We start from the raw sequence: 26,527 nt of genomic DNA, 5'->3' as shown, positions 1-26,527 counted from the left end.
ATGTCCATCGACATCGCCAACGAGTCCGGATTCGAGCTCGACGAGCACGGCATCGTGGACGTGGCCCGCTTCACGCTGGACCGGATGCGGATCCACCCGCTCGCCGAGCTGTCCGTCGTCATCGTCGACGAGGCCGCCATGGAGCAGCTGCACATCCAGTGGATGGACCTGCCCGGCCCCACCGACGTGATGTCCTTCCCGATGGACGAGCTGCGTCCCGGCAAGGACAACGAGGACCCCCCGCAGGGCCTGCTCGGCGACGTGGTGCTGTGCCCCGAGGTCGCGGCCCGGCAGGCCAAGGCCGCCGGGCACGGCACCGACGACGAGCTCCAGCTGCTCACCGTGCACGGCGTCCTGCACCTGCTCGGCTACGACCACGCCGAGCCGGACGAAGAGCGCGAGATGTTCGGGCTGCAGGGCGAGATCCTGCAGGCGTGGCGCGAACGGCGCGGCGCGGAAGACTGATGCGAGATCCCGGACCCCGGGGCCGGACCGCCGGCCCCGGGACACGGCCATTGCCGAAGCTGATGCCGGCAGTGCTGCCGGCGCCGACGAAGGGCGGGGACCCCGGTGTCCTCTGACGAGGTCTTCCGGTTCGTCGTCGGGGCGGTCGTCCTCGTCGTGGTGGCCGGGCTCTTCGCCTGCCTGGAGGCCGCCCTCGCGCGCATCTCCCGGCCGCGCGTCGAGGAACTGGTACGCACCGGCCGACGCGGCGCGGGCAACCTGCTCACCGTCGTCCGCGACCCGGCCCGCTACCTCAACCTGGCGCTGCTGATCCGGGTGGCCTGCGAGGTCTCCGCGGCCGTCCTGGTCACCGTGGTGTTCCTGGACAACTTCACCGAGACCTGGCAGGCCGTGCTCGCCTCGGTCGGCGTCATGGTCGTGGTGTCGTACGTGGTGGTCGGCGTCTCGCCGCGCACCATCGGCCGCCAGCACCCCGTCGCGGTCGGCACCGCGGGCGCCCCCGTGCTCATCGTGCTGGCCCGCATCCTCGGCCCGCTGCCGCCGCTGCTCATCCTGCTCGGCAACGCGGTCACACCCGGCAAGGGCTACCGCGAGGGCCCGTTCGCGTCCGAGGCCGAACTGCGCGCATTCGTCGACCTCGCGGAGAAGGAGTCGCTCATCGAGGACGAGGAGCGCAAGCTCCTGCACTCCGTCCTGGAGCTCGGCGACACCATCGTCCGCGAAGTCATGGTGCCGCGCCCCGACATGGTCTTCATCGAACGCCACAAGACGGTCCGCCAGGCGCTGCGCCTCGCGCTGCGCAGCGGCTACTCGCGCATCCCGGTCATCGGCGAGAACGAGGACGACGTCGTCGGCATCGTCTACCTCAAGGACCTGGCCGAGCACGCGGTCGGCGGCGGCGACGACGCCTGGGCGCACGAGCCGGTCGGCTCCGTCATGCGCCAGGCCACCTTCGTGCCGGACAGCAAGCCGGCCGACGACCTGCTGCGCGAGATGCAGGCCAGCCGCACCCACATGGTCATCGTGGTGGACGAGTACGGCGGCACCGCCGGCCTGGTCACCATCGAGGACATCCTGGAGGAGATCGTCGGCGAAATCACCGACGAGTACGACCGCGAGACGCATCCGGTCGAGGACCTCGGCGACGGCCGCTTCCGGGTCACCGCGCGGCTGCCGGTCGACGAACTGGGCGACCTGTTCGGCCTCGAACTCGACGACGAGGACGTCGAGACGGTCGCCGGCCTGCTCGCCAAGCAGCTCGGCCGGGTGCCGATCCCGGGCGCCACCGCCGAGGTCGAAGGGCTGCGGCTCACCGCCGACCGGCCGTCCGGGCGCCGCAACCAGGTCGGCACGATCGTCGTCGAGAAGGCCCCGCGGAGCGAGGACGCAGAGGACGCGGACGAGGACTGACCTCCGCCACCGCCGCGCGCCGCGTACCGTCTTACCCGAACCGCAGGACACGAGGCGCCGCAACAGGGGTGTGCGGGGTGTACGTACGGGCCTCTGCGGCACCGCCGACGGACCGGGGGGTTCACCGTGCGCACCAACATGTCCCTGCCACGCACCGCAAGCAGGCTGTCCCGCCGCGCTGCCGTGCCCGTCCTGGGCCTCGTGCTCGTGGCCGGCACTGCGTGCACGTCGTCGGACGACGAGGCCGGCAGCACCGCCGGGAACGCCGCCGCCGCGACCGAGAGCGCCGCACCGGCGCCCACCGGGGCCGATCCGCTGCCCAAGGTCGAGCCGAGCGTGAAGCCCAAGAGCACCGCCAAGCCGCCGGCGCCGGGCGCCAAGCCCGGCGGAGTACAGCCGGGCGTCCCGGCCACCAACGCGCAGCTGGCCGCCGCACTGCTCGGCAAGAGCGAACTGCCCGCCGCGGACTACCAGGTGGACGGCGCGGACCGGCTCATGGGCGGCCCGCCCGCCGCGGGCCTTGCCGCCGACCGCGTCGAGTGCGCCGTGTTCGCCCAGGAGTCCATCCACAACGCGGGCGCCGCCGAGGCGTGGGCGCACCGCGAGTACGCCGGCAAGGGCGCCGCGCAGGGCGCCCGGATGGGCATCACCCTGTCCGGCCACCGCGGCGAGGCGGGCGCGAAGCTGCTCGCCGACGTCGACCGGGCCCTGGCCGGCTGCGCGGTGCCCTTCACGGTCGACCCGGTCGCTGCTGGTGCCGCTGCGTCGAAGCCGGAGAAGTGGTCGGTGGCGCCGGTCGACAACGCGCCGCTGCTCGGCGACGAGACCGTCGCGTACCGCGTCGCGGTCCAGGCCGCGGACGGGAACCGGACGTTCACGGTGGTGCTGATCCGCTTCGGCGCGACGGTCGCGCACTTCGCGTACGGCGGCGACGGCAGCCCGAACCACCCGCCGTACGCCGCCTTCATGGCCGCCCAGGTCCAGAAGGCCAAGCCGCTGCTGGGAAGTTGACCGGGCGCCGACCGAGACGTGACCTGCGCGGATCCGGTGATACCCGGCCGGGGCACGGCAGACGTGTCACGGCCGGGAGCATCCCGTCACAGCGAAGTGCCGGGTCCGTAACAGGGGCCGGAATCCGGCTTGGCACCAGATAGCTTCTAGGCACATCACCGACGACGCCGGGCCGGACCAGGGGGGTACGGCCCAATCGCGACGCGTCGTCCACCACACCGAACCGGGGGGTTCACGGTGCGTACTGCCACGTCCCGAAAGCGCTTTGCCGTCAAGTTCGCCATCGTCCCGCTGGCCGCGCTCGCGCTGGCCGGTCTGACTGCGTGCGAGGACAACGACCTGCCCAGCAAGCAGGCGCCGACCGACGCCGCGTCGGCGGGCAAGGATGCCCCGCAGGACGACAAGGACACCAAGGGCGCCAAGGACGACAAGAACGACAAGAGCACGGGCAAGCCCGACGCGAGCGGCAAGCCGACCGGCAAGGCCGACCCGGCCGCGAAGCCGGCGAGCAGCGCCAAGCTCTCCGACACGCTGCTGAACGCGCAGGAGATCCCGGCCGGTTACTCCTCCGGCGCGGTGAACACCGACCCGGACGAGGAGGAGCGCTCCGAGGCGTCCGACGAGCGCTGCCAGCCGCTGGTGAACGGCTCGATGGACAAGCGCGCCATCGGCCAGGCCGAGGTGGACTTCGAGAAGGACGGCGCGGAAGGCAAGGAGCTCGTGTCCGTGGGGCTGGTCAGCCGCCCCGAGGCCGACCTCAAGAGCATCTTCGACGAGTACGTCGCCGCGCTGAAGGTGTGCTCGTCCTTCGAGGCCACGCAGGGGACGGAGACGCTGCAGTACCGCGTGACCGGCGTGCAGACCGGCAAGTACGGCCCGAACAGCGTCGTCTTCAAGCTCGAGGTCACCGACGGCACGGTGAGCAGCTACGGCCACGCCGTCCTCGCCTACCGCGGGTCCACCGGCATCTCGGTCGGCGCCATCTCCACCGAGGGCCTGCCCGCCGTGCCCGACACGTTCGCCCGCGGCCAGATCCAGAAGGTCGAGGAGATGCACAACTGACCCGACCGCCCGGCTGCCCGCCGCGCCCCGGTGCACGGAACCCCCGTGCCCCGGGGCGGTACTGTGCCGGGGATCTTCCCGTCGGACGGGAGGACGCACACGCCGCATCGCGCAGGAGGCACCATGAGCGGGACCACCGTCGACCCCGAGGACGCGAAGATCGTCACGCTGGCCCGGTCCACGCGGGCCCGGAACCGCACTCCCGAGGGCGCCGCGGTGCGCGACGAGACCGGCCGCACGTACGTCGCCTCGACCGTCGACCTGCCCTCGCTCAAGCTCACCGCGCTCCAGACCGCGGTCGCGATGGCCGTCGCGGGCGGCGCCCGCAGCCTGGAGGCCGCCGCGATCGTCGGAGAGGCCGCCGAACTCGCCGACGCGGACCGCGCGGCCGTCCGCGACCTGGCCGGCGCCGGCACCCCGGTCCTGCTGGCCGGCCCGGACGGCACGGTCGGCAGCGTCGTCGAGGCCTGACCTTCGGCACCGCGCCCGCAGCCCGCGGCGCGACAGCGGGACCGGCGACCGCAGCCCGCTGCGGGCGGGCTGCGGCACCGCACAGGCACCGGCGGTCGGAACACGCCCGCCGCTGAGGGACAATGAACGCCATGAGTGATCGCCCCACCTCCGCCGCCGCGCGCCCCGCGGTCCACCGCAGCGGCTTCGCCTGCTTCGTCGGCCGCCCGAATGCGGGCAAGTCCACCCTGACGAACGCACTGGTCGGCACCAAGGTCGCGATCACCTCAGGGCGTCCGCAGACCACCCGCCACACGGTCCGCGGCATCGTGCACCGCCCGGACGCCCAGCTGGTCCTGGTCGACACCCCGGGCCTGCACAAGCCGCGCACGCTGCTCGGCCAGCGCCTCAACGACCTGGTCCGCACCACCTGGGCCGAGGTCGACATCATCGGCTTCTGCCTGCCCGCCGACCAGAAGGTCGGGCCCGGCGACCGGTTCATCGCCAAGGAGCTCGCCGAGGTCCGCAAGACCCCCAAGGTCGCGATCGTCACCAAGACCGACCTGGTGGACAAGAAGACCCTCGCCGAACAGCTCGTCGCGGTGCACCGGATGGCCGCCGACCTCGGCTTCGAATGGGCCGAGATCATCCCGGTCTCGGCGGTCTCCGGCGACCAGGTCGAGCTGGTCGCGGACCTGCTCGCCAAGCTCCTCCCGGAGGGCCCGCCGCTCTACCCGGACGGCGAACTGACCGACGAGCCCGAGCAGATCATGGCCGCCGAGCTGATCCGCGAGGCGGCCCTGGAGGGCGTCCGCGACGAGCTGCCGCACTCCCTTGCCGTGGTGATCGAGGAGATGATCCCGCGCGAGGACCGCCCGGCCGACAAGCCGCTGCTGGACGTGCACGCGTACCTGTACGTGGAGCGCCCCAGCCAGAAGGCCATCGTCATCGGCGCCAAGGGCGCCCGCCTCAAGGACGTCGGCACGCGTGCCCGCCGCCAGATCGAGGCGCTGCTGGGCACGCCGGTCTACCTGGACCTGCACGTGAAGGTGGCGAAGGACTGGCAGCGCGACCCCAAGCAGCTCCGCCGCCTCGGCTTCTGAGCCCGGACAGGGAAAGGCGCCGCCTTCCAAAGGGGAGGTGAAGGCGGCGCCGTGTCTCTCCGGGATCCATTGTCGCCGCGATGCGTGTAAAGGGCACGTGAAAGTGGCGCGATCCACACCCCGGCGGCCCGCGCCGCAGGGGCGAATGTGCATTCGGAGATCAGCGTCGGGTAGGGTGTCGGGCATCATGCGTCAGTGGCAGCTTCTTCTTAGCCGCCGCGGCGAGGGCTCGCCCAACTGATCGGAACGGGCCGGCCTCCCTCGCCGCGGGGTTGAGGCATTGCCTGTTGCAGGTTCACGCGCCGGCCTATCGAGTCCCACCAGTACGCCAGCCGATACGCCAGCCGACGCGTTGCGCAGCCGCAGCGCCGTTCTTCCTTCGAGGAGCCTGCCGCATGTCCTCCATCGACCGCGCCACCCCCGTCACGGCCGCCACTGTCACGCAGAAGCCGTCGGGCATGCCGATCCACAAGTACGCGCCGTTCCAGGGCGTGCAGCTGCCGGACCGCACGTGGCCGTCCAAGACCATCACCACCGCCCCGCGCTGGCTGTCCACCGACCTGCGGGACGGTAATCAGGCGCTGATCGACCCGATGAGTCCGGCCCGCAAGCGCACCATGTTCGACCTGCTGGTGCGGATGGGCTACAAGGAGATCGAGGTCGGCTTCCCGGCCGCGTCGCAGACCGACTTCGACTTCATCCGCAGCATCATCGAAGACGGCGCGGTACCGGACGACGTCACCATCTCGGTGCTGACCCAGGCCCGTGAGGAGCTGATCGAGCGGACCGTCGAGTCGCTGGTCGGCGCCCCCAAGGCGACCGTGCACCTGTACAACGCCACCGCGCCGATCTTCCGCCGCGTGGTCTTCAACGTGGACCGCGACCAGTGCCGGACCATCGCCGTCGAGGGCACCGAGCACGTGATGCGCTTCGCCGAGAAGCACCTGGGCCCGGAGACCGCGTTCGGCTACGAGTACTCTCCCGAGATCTTCATCGACACCGAGCTGGACTTCGCCCTGGAGGTCTGCGAGGCGGTCATGGACGTCTGGCAGCCCGAGGCCGGCCGCGAGATCATCCTGAACCTGCCGGCCACCATCGAGCGGTCCACGCCCAACGTGTACGCGGACCAGATCGAGTGGATGAGCCGCAACCTGACCCGCCGCGAGCACATCGCCATCTCGGTGCACCCGCACAACGACCGCGGCGCCGCGGTCGCCGCCTCCGAGCTGGCCGTCATGGCCGGTGCGGACCGCGTCGAGGGCTGCCTGTTCGGGCACGGCGAGCGCACCGGCAACGTCGACCTGGTGACGCTGGGCATGAACCTGTTCAGCCAGGGCATCGACCCGATGATCGACTTCTCGGAGATCGACGAGATCCGCCGCACCGTCGAGTACTGCACCCAGCTGCCCGTGCACCCGCGCCACCCGTACGCGGGCGACCTGGTCTACACCGCCTTCTCCGGCTCGCACCAGGACGCCATCAAGAAGGGCTTCGAGGCGCTGGAGCGCGACGCCGCCGCGGCCGGCAAGACGCGCGACGAGATCCTGTGGGGCGTCCCGTACCTGCCGATCGACCCGAAGGACGTCGGCCGCACCTACGAGGCGGTCATCCGGGTCAACAGCCAGTCCGGCAAGGGCGGCGTGGCCTATGTGATGAAGGCCGACCACAAGATGGACCTGCCGCGGCGCCTGCAGATCGAGTTCTCCCGGATCATCCAGGGCAAGACCGACGCCGAGGGCGGCGAGGTCACCCCGGCGCAGATCTGGTCGGTGTTCCAGGACGAGTACCTGCCCACCCCGGACGCCCCGTGGGGCCGCCTGGCGCTGCGCGCGCACTCCACGCAGTCGGTGGACAACGACCGCGACGCGCTGGCGGTCGACATGAGCGTCGACGGCGCCGACACCACGCTGGAGGGCGTCGGCAACGGCCCGATCGACGCGTTCGTGCGGGCCCTGGGCGACATCGGCTTCGACGTCCGCGTGCTGGACTACACCGAGCACGCCATGAGCGGCGGCGAGGACGCCCGCGCGGTCGCGTACGTCGAGTGCGCGGTCGACGGCCAGGTCCTGTGGGGCGTGGGCGTGGACGAGAACATCGTGCGCGCCTCGCTGAAGGCGGTCGTCAGCGCGGTCAACCGGGCGGCCCGCGGCACGAACTGACGCGGCACCGGGCAACCTCTGCACCACACCCGCGACCTACGCGCGCCACGCGTAGCGGACGCACCCGCGCGACTGCGACGGCCCCTGGCATCCGCCGGGGGCCGTTGCGCTTTCCACGCCGCCCGCACCGCGGGTGAGCCTCGCCGTCCGCCGGGCGGCCGGTCCGGCCGCAAGCGGCCCCGCACTTCCCCCGCGGCCCCGCAGCCGCCTCCTCGGCTCCGGCGCGTTGTTGCCGCGGCCTTGCCGAAATGCGGCCGCGATGCTGCCGAATTGTTTCCGGATCGGATGTGCCTCTTCCTAAGTTAAGTCACGTGTCTTAATCTCCCGGCAGGCACATCGCCGCGACCGGGAGGGCTTGCCATGACCACGATCCGCAACCGCATCGGAGAGCGCCGCACCGCGATCGGCTCGCGCGTGCTGCGCCGGCTCCCGGCGGGCGTCGAGCCGGCGCCGTACGAGCTGTTCGAGCTGCGTCCCAGCGGGCCGCTGATCGGTGCCGAGATCCGCGGCGTGGACCTGCGCGAGCCGGTCGGCCCCGAACTCTTCGCGGAACTCGACCGCGCGCTGCTCGAATGGAAGGTCCTCTTCTTCCGCGACCAGCCCATCGACTCCGCGCAGCACCGCGCCTTCGCGCGGCTGTGGGGCGACCTCGAAGTGCACCCGTTCCTCGCGCAGGGCGACGTGCCCGAGGTGGTGCGGTTCGCGAAGGACGCGGACAGTGTCGGCGTCGAGAACGCCTGGCACACCGACGTCACCTGGCGCGCCGAGCCGGCCCTCGGCTCGGTGCTGCGCGCCGTCGAGGTCCCCGAGTTCGGCGGCGACACGCTGTGGGCCGACCTCGCCGCGGCGTACGACAACCTGCCCGCGGACATCCAGGAGCGCATCGAAGGGCGCACCGCGGTCCACGACTTCGCGTTCTCGTTCGGCATGTTCATGGACCCCGAGCGGTTCGCCGCGATGCGCGCCGAATACCCGCAGGTGGAACACCCGGTCGTCCGCACGCACCCGGTGACCGGCCGCAAGACGCTTTTCGTGAACGAGTTCTTCACCGACCACATCGTGGGCCTGCCGGACGAAGAGAGCGAGGAACTCTTGGCGTTCCTCTTCAAGCAGACCACGTACCCCGAGTACCAGGCGCGGTTCCACTGGACGCCGGACTCGGTCGTGATCTGGGACAACCGGGCGACCGCGCACTACGCCACCAACGACTACCACCCGCACGTCCGCGTCATGGAGCGCGCCGCGATCCTGGGGGACCGGCCGTACTGACCACTCCCGCCTCTGCAGCACCACCGGAATCCCGGGCCCCGGCCACTCGCAGCAAACTGTAGCTCTGTGTGCCTATCTGATGACGTGTGGTGAAAACTGTGCCACCATCGAACGCGAGAACGCGCGGGCGCGTCGCGGCCGAGGGGTGCAGGGGAGCCACGCCATGGTGGTCATCGTGGGGGTGCGGAATGTCCGGACCGTGCTCGACGACGGCGAGTTCCACTGCCCGGAGTGCGGTGGCGACCGGCGGTACCAATACGGGCTGGGCCGCCGGTACTTGATCGTGCTCGGCCTGCACGTGATGCCGCTGTCGCGGGCCGCCGGAAGCGTCGAATGCGCGGTCTGCCGCCTGGGGTTCGACCGCGGTGTCCTCGACGTCCCGACCGGCCGCCGGCTGACCGTCCTGCTGCGCGACGTCACGCGCGCCCTGGCCGTCGGCGCCCTGGTCGCGGGCGGGGAGTCCTCGCCCGCTGCCCGGGCGGCCGCGGTCTGCGCGGTGCGCGACGCCGGAGTGGCCGCCTACACCGACGAGTTGCTCGCCGCCGACCTGTACGCGCACGTCGGCGACGACGACGCGGCCGAGGCGCTCGACGCGCTCGCCGACCACCTCGTCCCCGAAGGCCGCGCCCGCCTGGTGTCGGTGGCCGCCATGGTGGCGCTGGCCGACGGCCCGTACCGCACCCTCGAACTCGACATGCTGCTCTCGGCCGGCGCCCGGCTCGGGCTCACCCGCGCCGAGACCGACCGTGTTCTGGACGAGGCGGCCGGCCACATGCCGCTGTGAACGCGCGCCCGGACCCGGCCGAGGGCGCCGAACGCGCGCTCCGGGTCCCGTGTCGGTCCCGGCGGCCGATAATGGACCCATGGGTCTCTACCGCGACGAGGGTGTGGTGCTGCGCACCCAGAAACTGGGTGAGGCGGACCGCATCATCACGCTGCTCACGCGTGGCCACGGCCGTATAAGGGCCGTCGCGCGCGGCGTGCGCCGCACCAAGTCGAAATTCGGCGCGCGCGTGGAGCCCTTCGCCCACGTCGACGTGCAGTTCTTCGTCAAGGGCAGCGACTTCCCGGGCCGCGGCCTGCCCGCCATCACGCAGGTGGAGACCCTGGCCGCCCACGGCGGCTCGCTGGTCAGCGACTATCCGGCGTACACGGCCGGTACCGCCATACTCGAGACCGCCGAGCGCCTGACCGACCACGAAGGCGAGCCGGCCCTGCAGCAGTACCTGCTGCTTATCGGGGCGCTGCGCACCCTCTCGGTGCGCTCGCACGACCCCGGCCTCGTTCTGGACGCCTTCCTGCTGCGCTCGCTCGCGGTGGCCGGCTACGCGCCCAGCTTCGCCGACTGCGCCCGCTGCGGGCTGCCCGGGCCGCACCGCTTCTTCTCCGTCCCCGGCGGCGGCGTGGTCTGCGGAGACTGCCGTCCGGCCGGATCCGTCGTACCCTCTCCCGAGACCCTCGACCTGCTCGGCGCCCTGCTCACCGGAGACTGGGCGGGTGCCGACGCGAGCGAATCGCGGCACCGGCGCGAGGGGAGCGGCCTGGTGGCCGCGTATCTGCAATGGCACTTGGAGCGGGGTATCCGCTCGTTGAGACTGGTGGAGCGTTCATCGTGAGTCAGGCACGCGGCCGAAGCCGATGGGGACTGCCCTCCTTCCGCAAGGGGACGCAGCGGCAGGCCCCGCGGCCCGGAGCCCGGCAGCCGCACGAATACCGCGACCCCAAGCCGCACGCGGGCGGCGCGCAGCCTCCGGTCTTCCCGGCCGACGCGGTGCCCAAGCACGTCGCCCTGGTGATGGACGGCAACGGCCGCTGGGCCAAGGAGCGCGGCCTGGCCCGGACCGACGGGCACACCGCGGGCGAGGCGTCGCTGTTCGACGTGGTCGAAGGGGCCGCGCAGATCGGCGTCGAGTACGTCTCCGCGTACGCGTTCTCCACCGAGAACTGGAAGCGCTCGCCCGAGGAGGTGCGCTTCCTGATGGGCTTCAACATCGAGACCATCCACCGGCGCATCGACGAGATGGACGACCTGGGCGTCCGGATCCGCTGGTGCGGCCGGCGGCCGCGGCTGTGGAAGAGCGTGATCCGCGAGCTGGAGATCGCCGAGGAGCGCACCAAGGACAACACGCGCCTCACCCTCGCCATGTGCATCAACTACGGCGGCCGCGCCGAAATCGTCGACGCCGCCTCGGCCCTCGCGCAGGACGTGCGGGACGGCAAGATCGACCCGAAGAAGATCGACGAGAAGCTCTTCGCCGCCTACCTCGACGAGCCGGACATGCCGGACGTCGACCTGTTCATCAGGTCCTCGGGCGAGCAGCGCACCTCGAACTTCCTGCTGTGGCAGTCCGCGTATGCCGAGATGGTGTTCGACGACGTGCTCTGGCCGGATTTCGACCGCACCCACATGTGGAAGGCGGTCGAGTCGTACGTGGCCCGCGACCGGCGCTACGGCGGCGCGCTGCCGAACGTGGTGACCGCGGCGGGGACCGACGCCGCGGCTGCCGAACCTGCCGAGGCCGAATCCGCCCGCTGAGCCGGTGTCCGCCCGGGCCCGGGCGGTCGCACGAGCGACCGCCGCGCACGCCCGGGCGCCCTCCGAACGGGCGTCGCCCGTAAGGCTGGAACGCGGTAGCCGCGGCGAGTTTGCCGGGACTCCGGTAAAGCCCGGCCAAAACGCCCCGAATCGCAGCGGCAGATGGCCGCGGCACGGCCCGGCTGATGCCAGCATGAAGGCCATGTCCGAGCAAACTGCGCCGGCCCACGGCATCCCACCCGCGGCATCCGCGCCGCCCGACGCCGGCCCGGCGGTCCCCGACCAGGGCGGGCCCGCCGGCGCTGCCCCGGGGCCCGGCCCCGGCACCACTGCGGGCAAGCCCGGGGGCGGGCCGGGGCAGGCCGCGCCGCCGCGCCTGCGGCTCGGCCAACTCGAGCTGTTCGTCCTCGGGTTGCTGCTCCTGCTGGTCGGCCAGTCGTGGATCGCGGACCGCCTCGACGCCCGCGCCGTGCAGACCTGGAGCACGGTCTTCGTGGCGATCGCCGTCCAGGCGCTGCCGTTCCTGGTGCTCGGCACGGTCATCTCGGCGGCCATCACGGCCTTCGTGCCGCCGTCCGTCTTCACCAAGGTGCTGCCCCGCAACCAGGCCCTCGCGGTGCCGGTCGCGGGCGCCGCGGGCGCGGTCCTGCCCGGTTGCGAATGCGCCTCCGTACCGGTCGCGGGCGGCCTGATGGCCCGCGGTGTGGCGCCGGCCGCGGCGCTGGCGTTCCTGCTCTCCGCGCCGGCGATCAACCCGATCGTCATGACCGCGACGGCCGTGGCGTTCCCGAACCAGCCCGAGATGGTCTTCGCCCGGTTCGGCGCCTCGCTGGCCACCGCGGTGATCATGGGCTGGCTGTGGGTGCGGTTCGGCAAGGCCGAGTGGCTGCGCATCCCCAAGCGCTTCAGCGAGCCGTCCTCGGGTTCCCGCTGGGAGGACTTCCGGGTCGGCATGCAGCACGACTTCCTGCACGCGGGCGGGTTCCTGGTGGTCGGCGCGATCACCGCGGCCACGCTCAACGTGACGGTGCCCAAGGACGTCATCGACGCGGTCTCGGACAACTGGTGGATCGGCGTCCTGGCGCTGGCGTTCCTCGCCGTGATCCTGGCGGTGTGCTCGGAGGCGGACGCGTTCGTGGCGGCCAGCCTCACCGGCTTCTCGCCGACCGCGAAGCTGGCGTTCATGGTGGTCGGGCCGATGGTGGACGTGAAGCTCATCGCCCTGCAATCCGGTACGTTCGGCCGCGCGTTCGCGGTCCGGTTCAGCACCGCGACCTTCGCGGTCGCGGTCCTGACCAGCCTTGCGGTGGGATGGTGGCTCCTGTGAAGCGCGACGTGCAGTCGATCGTCCTGGTCCTCATCGGCGCGGCCCTGCTGCGCATCTCGCTCGACGACGCGATGTACCTGCGGTACGTCAAGGAGGGCCTGCGGCCTGCCCTCATCGCCTCGGGAGCCATCCTGCTGGCGCTGGGCGCGGTCGGGGTGGTGCGGGACGGCATCCTGCGCAAGCACGAACGCGCCGCGCACGCGGGGGCGGACGGCCACGTGCACGCCGACGGACACGCGCATCACCACGAACACGAGCACGGCGGCGAGCACGGCAATGGCGATGCGCACGGCAGCGGGGACGCGCACGGGCATGACCACAGCAAGGGCCCGCACGTCGCCTGGCTGCTCTGCCTGCCGGTCATCGCGCTGTTCCTGATCGCGCCCCCGGCGCTCGGCTCCTACACCGCCGAGCGCTCCGACAACACGATCGCCAAGCCGGCCGCGAAGACCGTCGACGCGGGCTTCCCGGCCCTGCCGCCGGGTGACCCGTACGACATGACCCTGGGCGACTTCGGGGTCCGCGCGGTGTGGGACACCGCCGAGACCCTCAAGGGCCGCAACGTGCGCCTCATGGGCTTCGTGACCCCGGGCAAGGACGGCTCGTGGTTCGTCAACCGCCTGGTGATCAGCTGCTGCGCGGCCGACGCGGTGGCCCGCAAGGTGGAGGTCCGCGGCGTCCCGGCACCGCCCACCGATGCGTGGGTGCAGGTCACCGGCACGTGGTTCAAGAACGGCGAGACCGGCTCGGAGAACGCCACCCCGGCCCTCACCGCGGCCCTGGTGGAACGCATCGCGCCACCGAAGGAGCCGTACGAGTAAGGCGGTTCCCCTGAGCCCGGGCAGCTGTGCCCGGGCAGCAGGAAGCGCGTGCACGAGGGATTCGTGCACGCGCGTGGCTTACGGGGTGGACCCGGAGGTGGTGGGAGCGCGGAGGCTTCGGCGTACAGCTTGTGCGGTGGGCGGGTCAGCCGCGCGCGGCGAGCGTGCAGGGCCCGCAGGTGCCGAAGATCTCCAGCTCGTGCGAGACGTCGGTGAAGCCGTGCTCGGAGGCGATCCGCCCCGCCCAGCGCTCGACCGCGGGGCCCTCGACCTCGACCGTGCGGCCGCACGCGCGGCACACCAGGTGATGGTGGTGGCCCTGGCTGCAGCGCCGGTAGACGGCCTCGCCGTCCTGGGTGCGCAGCACGTCCACCTCGCCCGCGTCGGCGAGCGCCTGGAGCGTCCGGTAGACCGTGGTCAGCCCGACCGACTCGCCCCGCTGCTTGAGCAGGTCGTGCAGGTCCTGCGCACTGCGGAAGTCCTCGACCTCGTCCAGGAGGCTGGAGACGGCGGTGCGCTGCCGCGTGGACCTGCCACGGGCTTGGCTGTTCGCGGTGGTCACCGGGGCTCCTCCTCGACGGCGTTCTCGACGGCAGCGGGGGCACGGCTCGTCCCCGACATTGTGCCGGAAGCGGCGAGGTCGGCGTCGGGGTGCGCGTTGCCGGCCATATCGAGGTCGTCCTCGGTCGCGGCGGCGGACGCTCGGTGCGCCCGGCGGACCCGCAGCGGCGTGGCCAGAATGCCGACCACGATGAACAGCCCGATGGCCAGCAGCACGATGGTCGGGCCGGGCGGGGTGTCGCTGTAGTAGGTCACCGCGGTGCCGGAGACCGAGACCAGGACGCCGATGCCGATCGATGCGGCCATGGTGACCGCGAAGTTGCGGGTCAGCTGCTGGGCGATCGCCACCGGGACCACCATGAGCGCGCTGACCAGCAGCAGGCCGACGACGCGCATCGCGACGGTGACGGTCACCGCGGCGGTGACCGCGACGAGCAGGTTGAGGGCGCGTACCGGAAGGCCGGTGACGCGGGCGAATTCCTCGTCCTGCGAGACGGTGAACAGCGCGCGCCGCAGCCCGATGGTGACCGCGAGCACGGCGATCGCCAGCACCACGATGATCTTGATGTCGTCGGGGGAGACGGACACCAACTGGCCGAAGAGGTACGCGTCGAGATTGGCGCCGCTGTCGGACTTGCTGGCCAGCATGACGCCGCCCGCGATGCCGCCGTAGAAGAGCACCGACAGCGCGACGTCCCCGCTCGCCTTGCTCTGCTCGCGGATGAGCTCGATGGCGACCGCGCCGGCCGCGGCGGTCAGGACCGCGAAGAGCACCGGGGACTGGTGCATGATCAGCCCGAGCCCCACGCCGGTGAGCGCGACGTGCCCGATGCCGTCGCCCATGAACGCCTGGCGGCGCTGCACGAGGTACACGCCGACCGCGGGGGCGGCCATGCCGACGAGCAGCGCGGCGAGCAGCGCGCGCTGCATGAAGTCGTAGTCGAGCATGCTCACGTCGGCAGTTCCAGGAAGGCATCGGGCAGGGCGGGCCTGCGGTGTTCGGGCGAGGGGGACGCGGCAGCGGGGGGCGGGCTGCCGGTCATGACAGCAGCCCCGGCGTGACGCGGTGGTGGTGGTCGTCCGCGTGCGGGTGCACGTGGTCGTGGCCGGGCAGCGCGTGCTGGCCGGTGGCGGGCGGCGGGGCGCCGTCGTGGCACACGCAGCCGTCGCGCAGCACCACTGCGCGGTCGATGAGGGGCTCCAGCGGGCCGAGTTCGTGCAGCACGAGGAGGACCGAGCGGCCTTCCTCCTGCTGGCGGCGCAGCGTCTCGGCGAGGATCTCCTGGTTGGCCAGGTCCACGCCGGCCATCGGCTCGTCCATGATCAGCAGGTCCGGGCGGCGGGCCAGGGCCCGGGCGATCAGCACGCGCTGCTGCTGGCCGCCGGACAGGTTCGCGATGCCGTCGCCGGCCCGGTCCAGCATGCCGACCGCGGTCAGCGCCTCGTCGACCGCCGCGCGGTCCTCGCGGCTCAGGCCGAACATCCGGCGCCGGGTCAGCCGGCCGGATGCGACCACCTCGCGCACGCTCGCCGGGACGCCCGCGGCGGCGGTGGTGCGCTGCGGCACGTAGCCGATGCGCGACCAGTCCTTGAACTTCGCGTACGGCGTCCCGAACAGGTCGATGCTGCCGCCGGTCAGCGGCACGAGCCCGACCAGGGTGCGCACCAGGGTGGACTTGCCCGAGCCGTTCGCGCCGAGCAGGGCGACGACCTCGCCCGGGCCCACCTTGAGGTCGACGCCGCGCAGCACGGGACGGCCGCCGAGCGCGGCCGTGCCCCCGGTCAGGCGGACGACGGGAGCGGTGGATATGTCGGTATCGGTCATGGTGGCACCACCCTGGCACGGGGCGGGTCCACCCGCATCGGGGCGGTCGCCCGAGCGGGTGGACTGGGCGGGGAGGGCGGTCCGCCCCCGCGACTTCACGAGCATCCGAGGGCCTTCCGCAGAGCATCGAGGTTGGCGCGCATCACGGAGAAGTAATCGTTCTTGGACTCGTCCTTGATTCCCTCGATCGGGTCGAGGACGGCGGTGCTCACGCCGGTGTCGCGGGCGAGCGTCTCGGCGGTCTTGGGGCTCGCGAGGGTCTCGAAGAAGACGGTGGTGACGCCCTTCTCCTTGACCAGCTTCTGCAGGTCGGCGATGCGCGCGGGGGAGGGCTCCGACTTGGGGTTGACGCCGTTGATGGCGATCTCGTTCAGGCCGTAGCGCTCGGCGATGTAGCCGAAGGCGGCGTGGCTGGTGACGAAGTCCTTCCGCTGGCAGGTTGCCAGACCGGTCTTGTACTCCTGGTCCAGCGCGTCCAGCTTGGTCTTGAACTCGGCGGCGCGGGTGCGGTAGCCGTCCGCGTGCGCGGGGTCGGCCTTGGCGAGGGTCTCTCCGACGCCGGCGGCGACCGCGGCCAGGCGCTCGGGGTCGAGCCAGATGTGCGGGTCGGCGCCGTCCGCGACGGAGTGGTCGTGGCCGTCGTCCTCGGTGTGCTTCTCGCCTTCGCCTTCCGCGTGGCCGTGCTCGTCCGCGCCGTCCACCTCGGTGCCGTGCTCCTCCAGCGGGCTGAGCGCGGCGGCGTCCACGACGTTCTTCGGCTTGTTCTGCTCGACGGCCTTGTCCACCGCGGGCTGCAGGCCCTTGAGGTAGACCATCACGTCGGCGTCGGAGACGGCCGCGACCTGCTTGGGGTTGAGCTCCAGGTCGTGCGGCTCGGCGCCGGCCTTGGTGAGGCTGGAGACCTTCACGTCGGGGCCGCCGACCTGCTGGGCGACGAACTTGAGCGGATAGAACGCCGCCACCACGTCCACCGAGCCGCTGCCGGAGGCCGCATCCGCCTTGTCGCCCGAGCCGCAGCCGGTGAGCAGGAGCACGGAGGCGGTGGTCGCGGCGAGCAGCGAGACGGGGACGGCACGGCGTATGTTCATGACAATCATTCTCAACTCAGATGACAATGATTGTCAATTGCGTCCGGCCTCGGCGGAGCGCTCCTCGCGCGCCTCCGTGCGCGGTCACCGTGCGCTCTTACGGCGTCGCGCGGGCCCCCTTGACGCCGGTACCCTGTGCGAACACCGTCACTGACCGCATCGTCGCACCGAAGAGAGCATCGTGGCCGCCGACAAGATCGACACCATCGTCCAGCTGAGCAAGCGCCGCGGGTTCGTCTTCCCGTGCAGCGAGATCTACGGCGGCCAGAAGGCCGCCTGGGACTACGGACCGCTCGGCGTGGAGCTCAAGGAGAACATCAAGCGCCAGTGGTGGCGCTCGATGGTCACCTCGCGCGACGACATCGTCGGTCTCGACTCGTCGGTCATCCTCGCTCGCGAGGTGTGGGAGGCATCCGGCCACGTCGAGGCGTTCGTCGACCCGCTGACCGAGTGCACCTCGTGTCACAAGCGCTACCGCGCCGACCACCTCGAAGAGGCGTACGAGGCCAAGCACGGCAACCCGCCGGCCAACGGCCTCGCCGACCTCAACTGCCCGAACTGCGGCAACAAGGGCACCTTCACCGAGCCGAAGCTCTTCAACGGCCTGCTGACCACGTACCTCGGCCCGGTCCAGGACGAGTCCGGCCGCGCGTACCTGCGCCCGGAGACCGCCCAGGGCATCTTCGTGAACTTCAAGCTCACCGCGGACGCGGCCCGCAAGAAGCCGCCGTTCGGCATCGCGCAGGTCGGCAAGAGCTTCCGCAACGAGATCACGCCGGGCAACTTCATCTTCCGCACCCGCGAGTTCGAGCAGATGGAGATGGAGTTCTTCGTCAAGCCGGGCGAGGACGAGCAGTGGCACGAGTACTGGCTCCAAGAGCGCTGGAACTGGTACACGGGCCTGGGCCTCCGCGAAGAGAACATGCGCTTCTTCGAGCACCCGAAGGAGAAGCTGTCGCACTACTCGAAGCGCACCGCCGACATCGAGTACCGCTTCCAGTTCGGCGGCAACGAGTTCGGCGAGCTCGAGGGCGTCGCGAACCGCACCGACTACGACCTGTCGACGCACTCCAAGCACTCCGGCAACGACCTCTCCTGGTTCGACCAGGAGACCAAGGAGCGCTGGATGCCGTACGTCATCGAGCCGGCCGCCGGTGTCAACCGCGCGATGCTCGCGTTCATGATGGACGCCTACAGCGAGGACGAGGCGCCCAACGCCAAGGGCGTCATGGAGAAGCGCGTCGTGATGCGCCTCGACCCGCGCCTCTCGCCGGTCAAGGCCGCGGTGCTGCCGCTCTCCCGCAACGCCGACCTGTCGCCCAAGGCCCGCGGCCTCGCCGCCGACCTGCGGCAGTTCTGGAACGTCGACTTCGACGACGCGGGCGCCATCGGCCGCCGCTACCGCCGCCAGGACGAGATCGGCACGCCGTTCTGCATCACCGTCGACTTCGACACCCTCGAGGACAACGCGGTGACCATCCGGGACCGCGACACCATGGGCCAGGAGCGCGTCGGCCTCGACCGCGTCCGCGAGTACCTCGCCCCGCGCCTGATCGGCTGCTGACCAGCCGCTCGACACGTGCCGGAGGGCCCGGCGCACGACTGCTCCCGAGCGGTCGTGCGCCGGGCCCTCCGCCGTCACGCCGCCTTGCGCCGCGGGCCCGGCCCGTGCGCGAGCACCGGTACGCCGGGCCCGTCGTCACCCGCCCTGTGCGGCGGACCCCTGCCCGGTGCCGCAGGCCCTACGCGTGGTTGCTCGTTTCAGCGCTTCTCCGCTTCCCCTCCTCACGCGCTGTCGATCATGAGAACCTGGGCCGCGCGCCCCGCGCCCGGCGGTGCGCGGAGGGGGAGCGCCCATGGCCCACATCGACCTCGGCAACCAGGCACCCGGCATCGCCGCCCTGTTCGCGTACCGACCCGAGACCGCCGCGCCGATCAACCAGCTTGTCGAGACCCTGCTGCGCGGCCCCGGGACGCTCGCCCCCGGCGAGCGCGAACTCATCGCCGCCTACGTCTCCGAGCTCAACGACTGCCAGGTCTGCGCCCCCGGCCACAGCGCCATCGCCGCCGTCCAACTGCCCGGCGGCGCCGACCTTGTCGCCCAGGTGAAGGCCGACCCCGACCGGGCCGACATCACCCCCAAGCTGCGCGCCCTGCTGCACATCGCCGCCCTGGTCCGCGAATCCGGCAGCGCGGTCGCCGCCAAGGACATCGACGCGGCCCGCGAAGCCGGCGCCGACGACCGCGAGATCCACGACGCGGTCCTGATCGCCGCGGCGTTCAGCATGATCAACCGCTACGCCGACGCCCTGGGCGCCGCACCGATCACCGACCCCGGCATGCTCGCGGGCCTGGCCCGGCGCATCACCGCACGCGGCTACACCGGCTGACCGCGGCGTTCGCGCGTCGGCGCGGACCGTTCGCCGCTCGCACGGAACCGCCGGGCCGCCCCCTTCATCAGGGGCGGCCCGGCGGTTCACCAGAGCGATCGGCCGCAGGCTGCCGACTACGCCTCCGGCGGCGCGTTCCGCAGCCGCGTCCGCGCCTCCATCAGTGCGAAGCCGAGCAGGTTGAGCCCGCGCCACTGCGCCGGATCATCGGCGCGCGGGTCCGCCGCCGCGAGCCCGATGCCCCAGATGCGGTCCATCGGGCTCGCCTCGACCAGCACGCGCGTGTTCGTCCCCAGCAGATAAGCCAGCAGGTCGGGGTGCTGCCCGAACTTGGCCACGTTGCCTTCGACGACCAACGCGAACCGGCCGGCCACCCACGTCGCCTCGTCGAAGCCGCGGACCTGGCGCCCCACGGCCTTCGCGGCCTTGGGGTGCGATGCGGCCACGGCACGCCGCTCGGCCTCCGCATCGCCGAACTTGCGCGCCTTGCCGGCCATCATCCAGTGCTCGGCCGTCGCGTACTCGACCCCGTCCACCGTGAACGGCGACGGCCACCACTGGCTCAGGCACCCCGCGCCGACCGAGCCGTCCGCCTGCGCCTGGTGCCCCCAGAAGTGCAGGAACTTCACCCGCCGCTCCGGCGTCGCGAACTCCATCAGCGACGCCACATCACGCGGCTCGGCAAGCCCCCCGGGCGCCTCGGACACCTCAGACACCTCCACGGAATCGCGCACGTCCGCCGCCTCCCTCGCCTCGAGTCCCATGTCGCCCCCAGCCCATCCCGTCCCGCACTGCTCCTGCGCTCTCATCGTGGCAGCGCGTCCCGACGCCTCGCCACTGGTTTTTCTCGATCTGAGGACAACTTGCGCATCGCGGGTGCGAAACCGGATGGACCACGTGGGTGACAATGGAGGGATCCGTCCGCCGCCGATCCGGAGCTGCCACCGCCATGACCACGACTCCCGCCGCCGCGACCCCTGCGGCGACCGAGTTCGCGCCGCTGCGCCTCGGCCCGGTCGAGGTGTGGCCGCCCGTCGTCCTGGCCCCGATGGCAGGCATCACGAACGCGCCGTTCCGCACGCTGTGCCAGGAGCAGGCCGAAATGGCCACCGAAGCCCGGCCGGCGGGGCTCTACGTCAGCGAGATGATCACCACGCGCGCGCTCGTCGAGCGCGACGACAAGACCATGCGGCTGATCCGCTTCGCCGAGACCGAACGCCCGCGCAGCATCCAGCTGTACGGCGTGCACCCCGACGTCGTCGGCCGGGCCGTCGCGATGATCGTCGACGAGGACCTGGCCGACCACATCGACCTCAACTTCGGCTGCCCGGTACCCAAGGTCACCCGCAAGGGCGGCGGTTCCGCACTGCCGTACAAGCGCAACCTGCTGCGCGACATCCTGCGCTCCGCGGTCAAGAACGCCCGGCATCTGCCGGTCACCATGAAGATGCGCAAGGGCATCGACGACGACCACCTGACCTACCTGGACGCCGGCCGCATCGCCCAGGACGAAGGCGTCACCTGGGTCGCGCTGCACGGCCGCACCGCGCAGCAGCACTACGGCGGCAACGCCGACTGGAGCTCGATCGCCCGGCTCAAGGAGTCCGTCGACATCCCGGTGCTCGGCAACGGCGACATCTGGGACGCCGACGACGCCCTGCGCATGCTGCGCGAGACCGGCTGCGACGGCGTCGTGGTCGGCCGCGGCTGCCTCGGCCGCCCGTGGCTGTTCCGCGACCTCGTCTCGATCTTCGAGGGCAGCGAGGACCGCGCCCGGCCCGCCCTGCGCGAGGTCGCCTCCGTCATGCGCCGGCATGCCGAACTGCTCGGCGAGTGGATGGGCGAGGAGCGCGGCGTCACCGACTTCCGCAAGCACGTCGCCTGGTACACCAAGGGCTTCTCGGTCGGCTCCGAGATGCGCCGCGGCCTCGCCATGGTCGGCAACCTCGCCCAGCTGGACGAGCTCATCGCCGGCCTGCACCTCGACCAGCCCTGGCCGGCCGGCGCCGACGGCCCCCGCGGCCGCACCGCAGGCGGCAAGAAGGTCGTCCTCCCCGAAGGCTGGCTCGACGACCCCGAATGCGCCATCCCGCCCAGCGACGCCGAACTCGACCACTCCGGCGGCTGACCCCCTCCGCGCCCCCTCCGCGCCCGCTCCGGCGCCGGCCCGCGGCCCGCCGGTCCTGACCGCAGGCCGCTCGGGATGCCGGACGTCGGCGGTGGCGCGATCCTGAGGGGAGGGCGTGGCCCGCCGGTCCGGACGGGTACGCTCCGGGCCATCAGGGCAATTGGGCCGCGCGGGCACCGCCGGTTCTTGGACGAAGCCTCCCTCGGCTTCGTGCGGCGGTGGTCAGGCGGCCCTCCGTCGTGCGCGAGGGGGATACCCGTGCCGAACACCCCGAACAATCCGAGCGCTCCCGGCATCACCGGCGCTCCGCGAACCACGAACACCCCGAACCCTCCCAAGCTCGTCTACGCCTTCGCCGAAGGCAACAAGGACCTCAAGGACCTGCTCGGCGGCAAGGGCGCGAACCTTGCCGAGATGACCAACCTCGGACTGCCCGTGCCGCCCGGGTTCACCATCACCACCGAGGCTTGCCGCGCCTTCCTCGAGGCCGGCCGGGAGCCCGCCGGCCTGCGGGCCGAAGTGGACGCCCATCTGGCCGACCTGGAACGCGAGATGGGCCGCACGCTGGGGCAGCCCGACGACCCGCTGCTGGTGTCGGTGCGCTCCGGGGCCGCGTTCTCCATGCCCGGGATGATGGACACCGTCCTCAACATCGGGCTGTCCGACGCCTCCGTGGCCGGGCTGGCCGCGCAGGCCGGCGACGAGCGGTTCGCGTGGGACTCCTACCGGCGGCTCATCCAGATGTTCGGCAAGACCGTCCTGCACGTGGACGGGGAGTTGTTCGAGGAGCGCCTGGAGGCGGCGAAGCGCGCCAAGGGGGCGGCGTCGGACCTGGACCTGGACACCGCGGACCTGCGCACGCTGGTCGCGGTCTACAAGGACCTGGTCGCGAAGGAGGCGGGGGAGGACTTCCCGCAGGATCCGCGCGTCCAACTCGACCTGGCGGTCCGGGCGGTCTTCTCGTCCTGGCACGGCGACCGGGCGCGGTTGTACCGGCGGCAGGAGCGGATCCCGGACGACTTGGGCACCGCGGTCAACATCGTCGCGATGGTCTTCGGCAACCTCGGACCCGACTCCGGCACCGGCGTCGCCTTCACCCGCGACCCGGCGACCGGCAAGCAGGGGGTGTACGGCGACTACCTCGCCAATGCGCAGGGGGAGGACGTCGTCGCGGGCATCCGCAACACGGTCCCGCTCGCCGAACTCGAACGCCTCGACAAGGCGTCCTACGACCACCTCCTGCGCATCATGGCGACCCTCGAAGCGCACTACCGCGACCTCTGCGATATCGAGTTCACCATCGAACGCGGCACCCTGTGGATGCTGCAGACCCGCGTCGGCAAGCGCACCGCCGAGGCGGCGTTCCGTATCGCCGCCCAGTTGGTCGACCAGGGGCTCATCGGCGAGGACGAGGCGCTGCGCCGGGTCACCGGAGCCCAGCTCGCCCAGCTGATGTTCCCCCGCTTCGCCGACGACACCGGCGAAGCTGCGGAGTCCGCCGCGGCCGAGGCGCCGGTCCGCCGCATCGCCCAGGGCATCGCCGCGTCCCCCGGGGCCGCGGTCGGCCGCGCCGTCTTCGACCAGGAGACCGCGGTCCGCTGGGCCGAGCGCGGGGACCGGGTGATCCTGGTCCGCCGGGAGACGAATCCGGACGACCTCGCCGGCATGGTCGCCGCCGAGGGCATCCTCACCAGCCGCGGCGGCAAGACCTCGCACGCCGCGGTGGTCGCCCGCGGCATGGGCAAGACCTGCGTGTGCGGGGCCGAGGCGCTCACCGTCGACCCGGTGCAGCGGCGCTTCACCGCACCCGGCGGCGTGGAGGTCGCCGAAGGCGACCTGATCTCCGTGGACGGCACCAGCGGACACGTCTACCTGGGCGAGGCCCCGGTCGTCCCGTCCCCGGTCGTCGACTACTTCGAAGGGCACCGCAGCGCGGCGGACGACGAACCGGACGGGCTGGTCGGCGCCGTGCACCGGATGATGGCGCACGCCGACCGGTCCCGCCGCCTGCTCGTCCGCGCCAACGCCGACACCGCCGAAGACGCCGCCCGGGCCCGGCGGTTCGGTGCGCAGGGCATCGGACTCCTGCGCACCGAGCACATGTTCCTGGGCGAACGCCGCAAGTACGTCGAGCGGTTGGTCCTCGCCGACAGTGACGACGGCCGCGCCGCCGCACTGGAGTCCCTCCTCCCGCTGCAGCGCCGCGACTTCGCCGGGATCCTGGCCGCCATGGACGGCCTGCCGGTCACCATCCGGCTGCTCGACCCGCCGCTGCACGAGTTCCTGCCGGACCTCACCGAACTGTCCGTCCGGGTCGCCCTCGCCGAGGCCCGCGGCGACGACCGCGCGGAGGACCGCACGCTCCTTGCCGCGGTACGCCGGCTGCACGAGCAGAACCCCATGCTCGGACTGCGCGGCGTCCGCCTCGGCCTGGTGATCCCGGGCCTGTTCGCGATGCAGATCCGGGCGGTGGCCGAGGCCGCCGCCGAACGCCTCCGCGAGGGCGGCATGCCGCACCCCGAGATCATGGTCCCGCTGGTCGGCGGCGTGCAGGAGCTGGAGATCATCCGCGACGAGGCGCAGCAGGTCTTCGCCGCGGTCGCCGCGGAGACCGGCCTCGACGCCGCCCTTCTGTCCTTCCCGGTCGGCACGATGATCGAGCTGCCGCGTGCGGCCCTGACCGCGGGCCAGATCGCCGAGGCCGCCGAGTTCTTCTCGTTCGGCACCAACGACCTGACGCAGACGACCTGGGGCTTCTCGCGCGACGACGTGGAGGCGTCGTTCTTCACCGCCTACCTCGCGGCCGGCATCTTCGGGGTGTCGCCCTTCGAGACGCTGGACCGCGACGGTGTCGGCCGCCTGGTCGCGCTGGCCGCCGAGGAAGGCCGGGCCGCCCGGCCCGGGCTCGGGCTCGGCGTGTGCGGCGAGCACGGCGGCGACCCCGAATCGGTCCGGTTCTTCCACGAGACCGGCCTGGACTACGTCTCCTGCTCGCCCTTCCGCCTGCCGGTCGCCCGGCTGGAGGCCGGGCGGGCCGCAGTCATGGGGGACGCAGCCCGCGGAGGAGGCGACACACGCTGACACCGACGGCCCGGCCGGCCCGCGTGGCCCCGCCACCTGCGCCGGCCGGGCCGACCCCGCAGCGCCTACCGACGAGACCGGCCCTGCGGTGATCGCCGACTCGACGGACCCCACCCGGTCCGCCGACCGCGCCGACTCCTTCGTGACCGTCGGGCCCTCCGGCTCCGCGGACCCCACCAGGCCCTCCGACTCCACCAACCCCGCCGACCTCGTCGACCAGGCCGAGCCCGCGGACTTCACCGACCCCCTCGACGCCGACGAGCCCGCCGGCTTCGTCGGCTTCACCGGTTCGTCGGGCCCTGCTCGCTCGGATGCCGACACTTTCGGGGGGAATCCGTCGGCTTGGCCGCAAAACATGCGCGATGCGGCCACCCTTGGAACCCTGCCGCGCCGACGCTCTACAGTGATCCCGTGCCGAAGATACGAGCAGCATCCGTCGCCGAGCACCGCGCCATGCAACATGCCGCGCTGCTCGATGCCGCCCGTGCGCTTCTGGACGAGGGCGGGTTCGCCGCACTGACCTTCCCCGCCCTCGCCGAGCGCACCGGCCTGGCCCGTTCCTCCGTCTACGAGTACTTCCGTTCGCGCGCCGCCGTCGTCGAGGAACTCTGCGCGGTCGACCTGCCCGCCTGGGTCGCCGAGGTCGAGGACGCGATGGCCGCGGTGGACGACCCCGCCCAGAAGATCGCGGCGTACGTCCACCGGCAGCTCGAACTGGTCGGGGACCGCACGCACCGCGTGGTCGTGGCGATCTCCACCGGCGAACTGGACGCCAACGCCCGCGAGCGGATCCGCGCCGCGCACGGCCGCATCGTCGAGCTGGTGGTCAACGCGCTGGCCGACCTCGGCCACCCGGACCCCATGCTGGTCGCCTCGCTCGTGCAGGGCATGGTCGACTCCGCGGTCCGCCGCATCGAGTGCGGTGCGGACGGCGCCGAGGTCACCGCCGCGACCCTGGGCCTGGTGCTCGGCGGTGTCGCGGAGGTCCGGCTGCCGGACCCGCCCGCCGCGGACCCGGCCGACACCGCCGACCCGGCCGCCGGCACCGACGCCGACAGCGAAGAGCCGGTGCCGACCGCCGGCTGACCGGCGGCGTGCACGTCCGGTGCCCGCAGGCGCCGGGAGCCCTCGCAGCGGCAGGGTCGGCAACGGCCCGTACGGCGGATACAAGCGGACCCTGCGGCCGCGCAGCAGCGCCAGCGGATCCGCGTAGCGCGGCGGCCCGTGCGCCGCTGCGCCCGAGGGGCCGTCGATCAGCCCCCAGTGCAGGCACACCTGCGCGCAGTGCGGCGGTGCCGACGCGAGGGTCCCCAAGGTGCCGCCGACCGGCACGACGTCTCCGGCTCGGACCGCGGCCGCGACCGGTTCGTACGTGGTCTGCAGACGCCCGTGGCGCACCGCGACCACGCCCTTGCCGCCGATGACCCCGGCGAACGCGACCACCCCGGCCCCCGCCGACCGCACCGGCTGCGCCGCGGACCCGGCCAGGTCGACGCCGCGATGCCCGGCCAGCCAGTCGTGCTCGGGCGGCGCGAAGGGCCGCAGCACCTCCGGGCGCGGCGCCAGCGGCCACACCCAAGGGCCGGACGCTCCCGCGCGGGCTCCCGCGGAGGGAGAGGCGGGCGCCGCGGGACCAGGCCCGAGGCCGGTGTCCGCGACCGCCAGCGCGACGACCGCAAGCGGCACCCCCGCGGCCGCGGCAGCGAGCGCGCACACCACGAGGGCACCCACCGCGACTGCCGCGGGTGAACCGCGAACGAGGCGGAGGCACCCACGGGCGGACCGCATGGGCACAGTGCACCGAGCGGATTGAACGGATCGAGCGGATCGAGCGGACTGAA

At 72.3% G+C, this 26,527-nt stretch carries 23 protein-coding genes and 1 pseudogene; 18 read left to right on the top strand and 6 right to left on the bottom strand.

The window, feature by feature from the left end; translation table 11 throughout:
* The 13 genes from ybeY to LZ495_RS25705 all read left to right on the top strand — a co-directional run bounded on the left by ybeY (position 1) and on the right by LZ495_RS25705 (position 13,613).
* Positions 1 to 465, top strand: a complete 465-nt coding sequence (ybeY, locus tag LZ495_RS25765; RefSeq protein WP_235055268.1) for an rRNA maturation RNase YbeY — start codon at positions 1 to 3, stop codon at positions 463 to 465.
* 105 nt (positions 466 to 570) lie between these two features.
* Positions 571 to 1,875, top strand: coding sequence for a hemolysin family protein (locus LZ495_RS25760; protein ID WP_235055267.1), 1,305 nt, complete (start codon positions 571 to 573; stop codon positions 1,873 to 1,875).
* 138 nt (positions 1,876 to 2,013) lie between these two features.
* Positions 2,014 to 2,886 (top strand): hypothetical protein, encoded by an 873-nt coding sequence (locus LZ495_RS25755; RefSeq protein WP_235055266.1) that lies wholly within the window; start codon positions 2,014 to 2,016, stop codon positions 2,884 to 2,886.
* Between the two features lie 237 nt (positions 2,887 to 3,123).
* The gene (locus LZ495_RS25750; RefSeq protein WP_235055265.1) at positions 3,124 to 3,948 is read left to right on the top strand and encodes a hypothetical protein; all 825 of its coding nucleotides are present in this window, start codon (positions 3,124 to 3,126) and stop codon (positions 3,946 to 3,948) included.
* Positions 3,949 to 4,071: 123 nt separating this feature from the next.
* Positions 4,072 to 4,419 (top strand): cytidine deaminase-like protein, encoded by a 348-nt coding sequence (locus tag LZ495_RS25745; protein WP_235055264.1) that lies wholly within the window; start codon positions 4,072 to 4,074, stop codon positions 4,417 to 4,419.
* A gap of 122 nt (positions 4,420 to 4,541) precedes the next feature.
* On the top strand, positions 4,542 to 5,501 hold the full coding sequence (era, locus tag LZ495_RS25740) for a GTPase Era (RefSeq protein ID WP_372498645.1): 960 nt from the start codon (positions 4,542 to 4,544) through the stop codon (positions 5,499 to 5,501).
* Between the two features lie 395 nt (positions 5,502 to 5,896).
* Positions 5,897 to 7,660 (top strand): 2-isopropylmalate synthase, encoded by a 1,764-nt coding sequence (gene leuA, locus LZ495_RS25735; protein ID WP_235055262.1) that lies wholly within the window; start codon positions 5,897 to 5,899, stop codon positions 7,658 to 7,660.
* A 360-nt stretch (positions 7,661 to 8,020) separates the two neighbouring features.
* Complete coding sequence (locus tag LZ495_RS25730; RefSeq protein WP_235055261.1) at positions 8,021 to 8,929, top strand: TauD/TfdA dioxygenase family protein; 909 nt, start codon at positions 8,021 to 8,023, stop codon at positions 8,927 to 8,929.
* Between the two features lie 163 nt (positions 8,930 to 9,092).
* A complete protein-coding gene (locus LZ495_RS25725) occupies positions 9,093 to 9,713 on the top strand; it encodes a TerB family tellurite resistance protein (RefSeq protein ID WP_235055260.1) in 621 nt (206 codons plus the stop codon).
* Positions 9,714 to 9,792: 79 nt separating this feature from the next.
* Complete coding sequence (gene recO, locus LZ495_RS25720; protein ID WP_235055259.1) at positions 9,793 to 10,545, top strand: DNA repair protein RecO; 753 nt, start codon at positions 9,793 to 9,795, stop codon at positions 10,543 to 10,545.
* A gap of 29 nt (positions 10,546 to 10,574) precedes the next feature.
* Positions 10,575 to 11,465 (top strand): isoprenyl transferase, encoded by an 891-nt coding sequence (locus LZ495_RS25715; protein ID WP_268823370.1) that lies wholly within the window; start codon positions 10,575 to 10,577, stop codon positions 11,463 to 11,465.
* A 193-nt stretch (positions 11,466 to 11,658) separates the two neighbouring features.
* Positions 11,659 to 12,792, top strand: coding sequence for a permease (locus tag LZ495_RS25710; RefSeq protein WP_372498644.1), 1,134 nt, complete (start codon positions 11,659 to 11,661; stop codon positions 12,790 to 12,792).
* Positions 12,789 to 13,613, top strand: coding sequence for a TIGR03943 family putative permease subunit (locus LZ495_RS25705; protein WP_235055256.1), 825 nt, complete (start codon positions 12,789 to 12,791; stop codon positions 13,611 to 13,613). The genes LZ495_RS25710 and LZ495_RS25705 overlap by 4 nt, the downstream gene beginning before the upstream one ends.
* Positions 13,614 to 13,758: 145 nt before the next feature.
* On the opposite strand, the gene LZ495_RS25700 is transcribed toward LZ495_RS25705, so the two are convergent.
* From LZ495_RS25700 to LZ495_RS25685, 4 genes are all read right to left on the bottom strand, one after another.
* The gene (locus LZ495_RS25700) at positions 13,759 to 14,175 is read right to left on the bottom strand and encodes a Fur family transcriptional regulator (protein ID WP_235055255.1); all 417 of its coding nucleotides are present in this window, start codon (positions 14,173 to 14,175) and stop codon (positions 13,759 to 13,761) included.
* Complete coding sequence (locus LZ495_RS25695) at positions 14,172 to 15,128, bottom strand: metal ABC transporter permease (RefSeq protein ID WP_235055254.1); 957 nt, start codon at positions 15,126 to 15,128, stop codon at positions 14,172 to 14,174. Before LZ495_RS25695 ends, LZ495_RS25700 begins: the two co-directional genes overlap by 4 nt.
* Before the next feature lie 85 nt (positions 15,129 to 15,213).
* On the bottom strand, positions 15,214 to 15,999 hold the full coding sequence (locus LZ495_RS25690; protein ID WP_235055253.1) for a metal ABC transporter ATP-binding protein: 786 nt from the start codon (positions 15,997 to 15,999) through the stop codon (positions 15,214 to 15,216).
* A 95-nt stretch (positions 16,000 to 16,094) separates the two neighbouring features.
* On the bottom strand, positions 16,095 to 17,087 hold the full coding sequence (locus LZ495_RS25685; RefSeq protein ID WP_235055252.1) for a metal ABC transporter substrate-binding protein: 993 nt from the start codon (positions 17,085 to 17,087) through the stop codon (positions 16,095 to 16,097).
* Positions 17,088 to 17,268: 181 nt separating this feature from the next.
* Between LZ495_RS25685 and LZ495_RS25680 the strand changes: the two genes are divergently transcribed.
* Positions 17,269 to 18,651 (top strand): glycine--tRNA ligase, encoded by a 1,383-nt coding sequence (locus LZ495_RS25680; RefSeq protein ID WP_235055251.1) that lies wholly within the window; start codon positions 17,269 to 17,271, stop codon positions 18,649 to 18,651.
* A gap of 292 nt (positions 18,652 to 18,943) precedes the next feature.
* Complete coding sequence (locus LZ495_RS25675) at positions 18,944 to 19,477, top strand: carboxymuconolactone decarboxylase family protein (RefSeq protein ID WP_235055250.1); 534 nt, start codon at positions 18,944 to 18,946, stop codon at positions 19,475 to 19,477.
* A gap of 116 nt (positions 19,478 to 19,593) precedes the next feature.
* Here LZ495_RS25675 and ybiA read toward each other — a convergent pair whose 3' ends face one another.
* Positions 19,594 to 20,133: a riboflavin biosynthesis intermediates N-glycosidase gene (ybiA, locus tag LZ495_RS25670; protein WP_235055350.1), complete on the bottom strand. Its 540-nt coding sequence runs from the start codon at positions 20,131 to 20,133 to the stop codon at positions 19,594 to 19,596.
* Between the two features lie 293 nt (positions 20,134 to 20,426).
* On the opposite strand from ybiA, the gene dusB reads away from it, so the two are divergent.
* The 3 genes from dusB (at position 20,427) to LZ495_RS25655 (ending at position 25,772) form a co-directional block, all read left to right on the top strand.
* A complete protein-coding gene (gene dusB, locus LZ495_RS25665) occupies positions 20,427 to 21,605 on the top strand; it encodes a tRNA dihydrouridine synthase DusB (protein ID WP_235055249.1) in 1,179 nt (392 codons plus the stop codon).
* Positions 21,606 to 21,899: 294 nt separating this feature from the next.
* Complete coding sequence (gene ppdK / locus LZ495_RS25660) at positions 21,900 to 24,686, top strand: pyruvate, phosphate dikinase (RefSeq protein WP_308268646.1); 2,787 nt, start codon at positions 21,900 to 21,902, stop codon at positions 24,684 to 24,686.
* 453 nt (positions 24,687 to 25,139) lie between these two features.
* The gene (locus LZ495_RS25655) at positions 25,140 to 25,772 is read left to right on the top strand and encodes a TetR/AcrR family transcriptional regulator (RefSeq protein ID WP_372498650.1); all 633 of its coding nucleotides are present in this window, start codon (positions 25,140 to 25,142) and stop codon (positions 25,770 to 25,772) included.
* Positions 25,773 to 25,952: 180 nt separating this feature from the next.
* Here LZ495_RS25655 and LZ495_RS45355 read toward each other — a convergent pair.
* A pseudogene (locus LZ495_RS45355) lies at positions 25,953 to 26,474 on the bottom strand (peptidoglycan DD-metalloendopeptidase family protein); the annotation flags it as partial.
* Between the last annotated feature and the right edge of the window lie 53 nt (positions 26,475 to 26,527).

Origin of the sequence: Yinghuangia soli (assembly GCF_021502675.1) — a bacterium.
GTDB classification, from domain to species: Bacteria; Actinomycetota; Actinomycetes; order Streptomycetales; family Streptomycetaceae; genus Yinghuangia; species Yinghuangia soli.
Note: the sequence above shows the minus strand (reverse complement) of the source record. Positions and strands in the feature narration are given on the sequence as shown.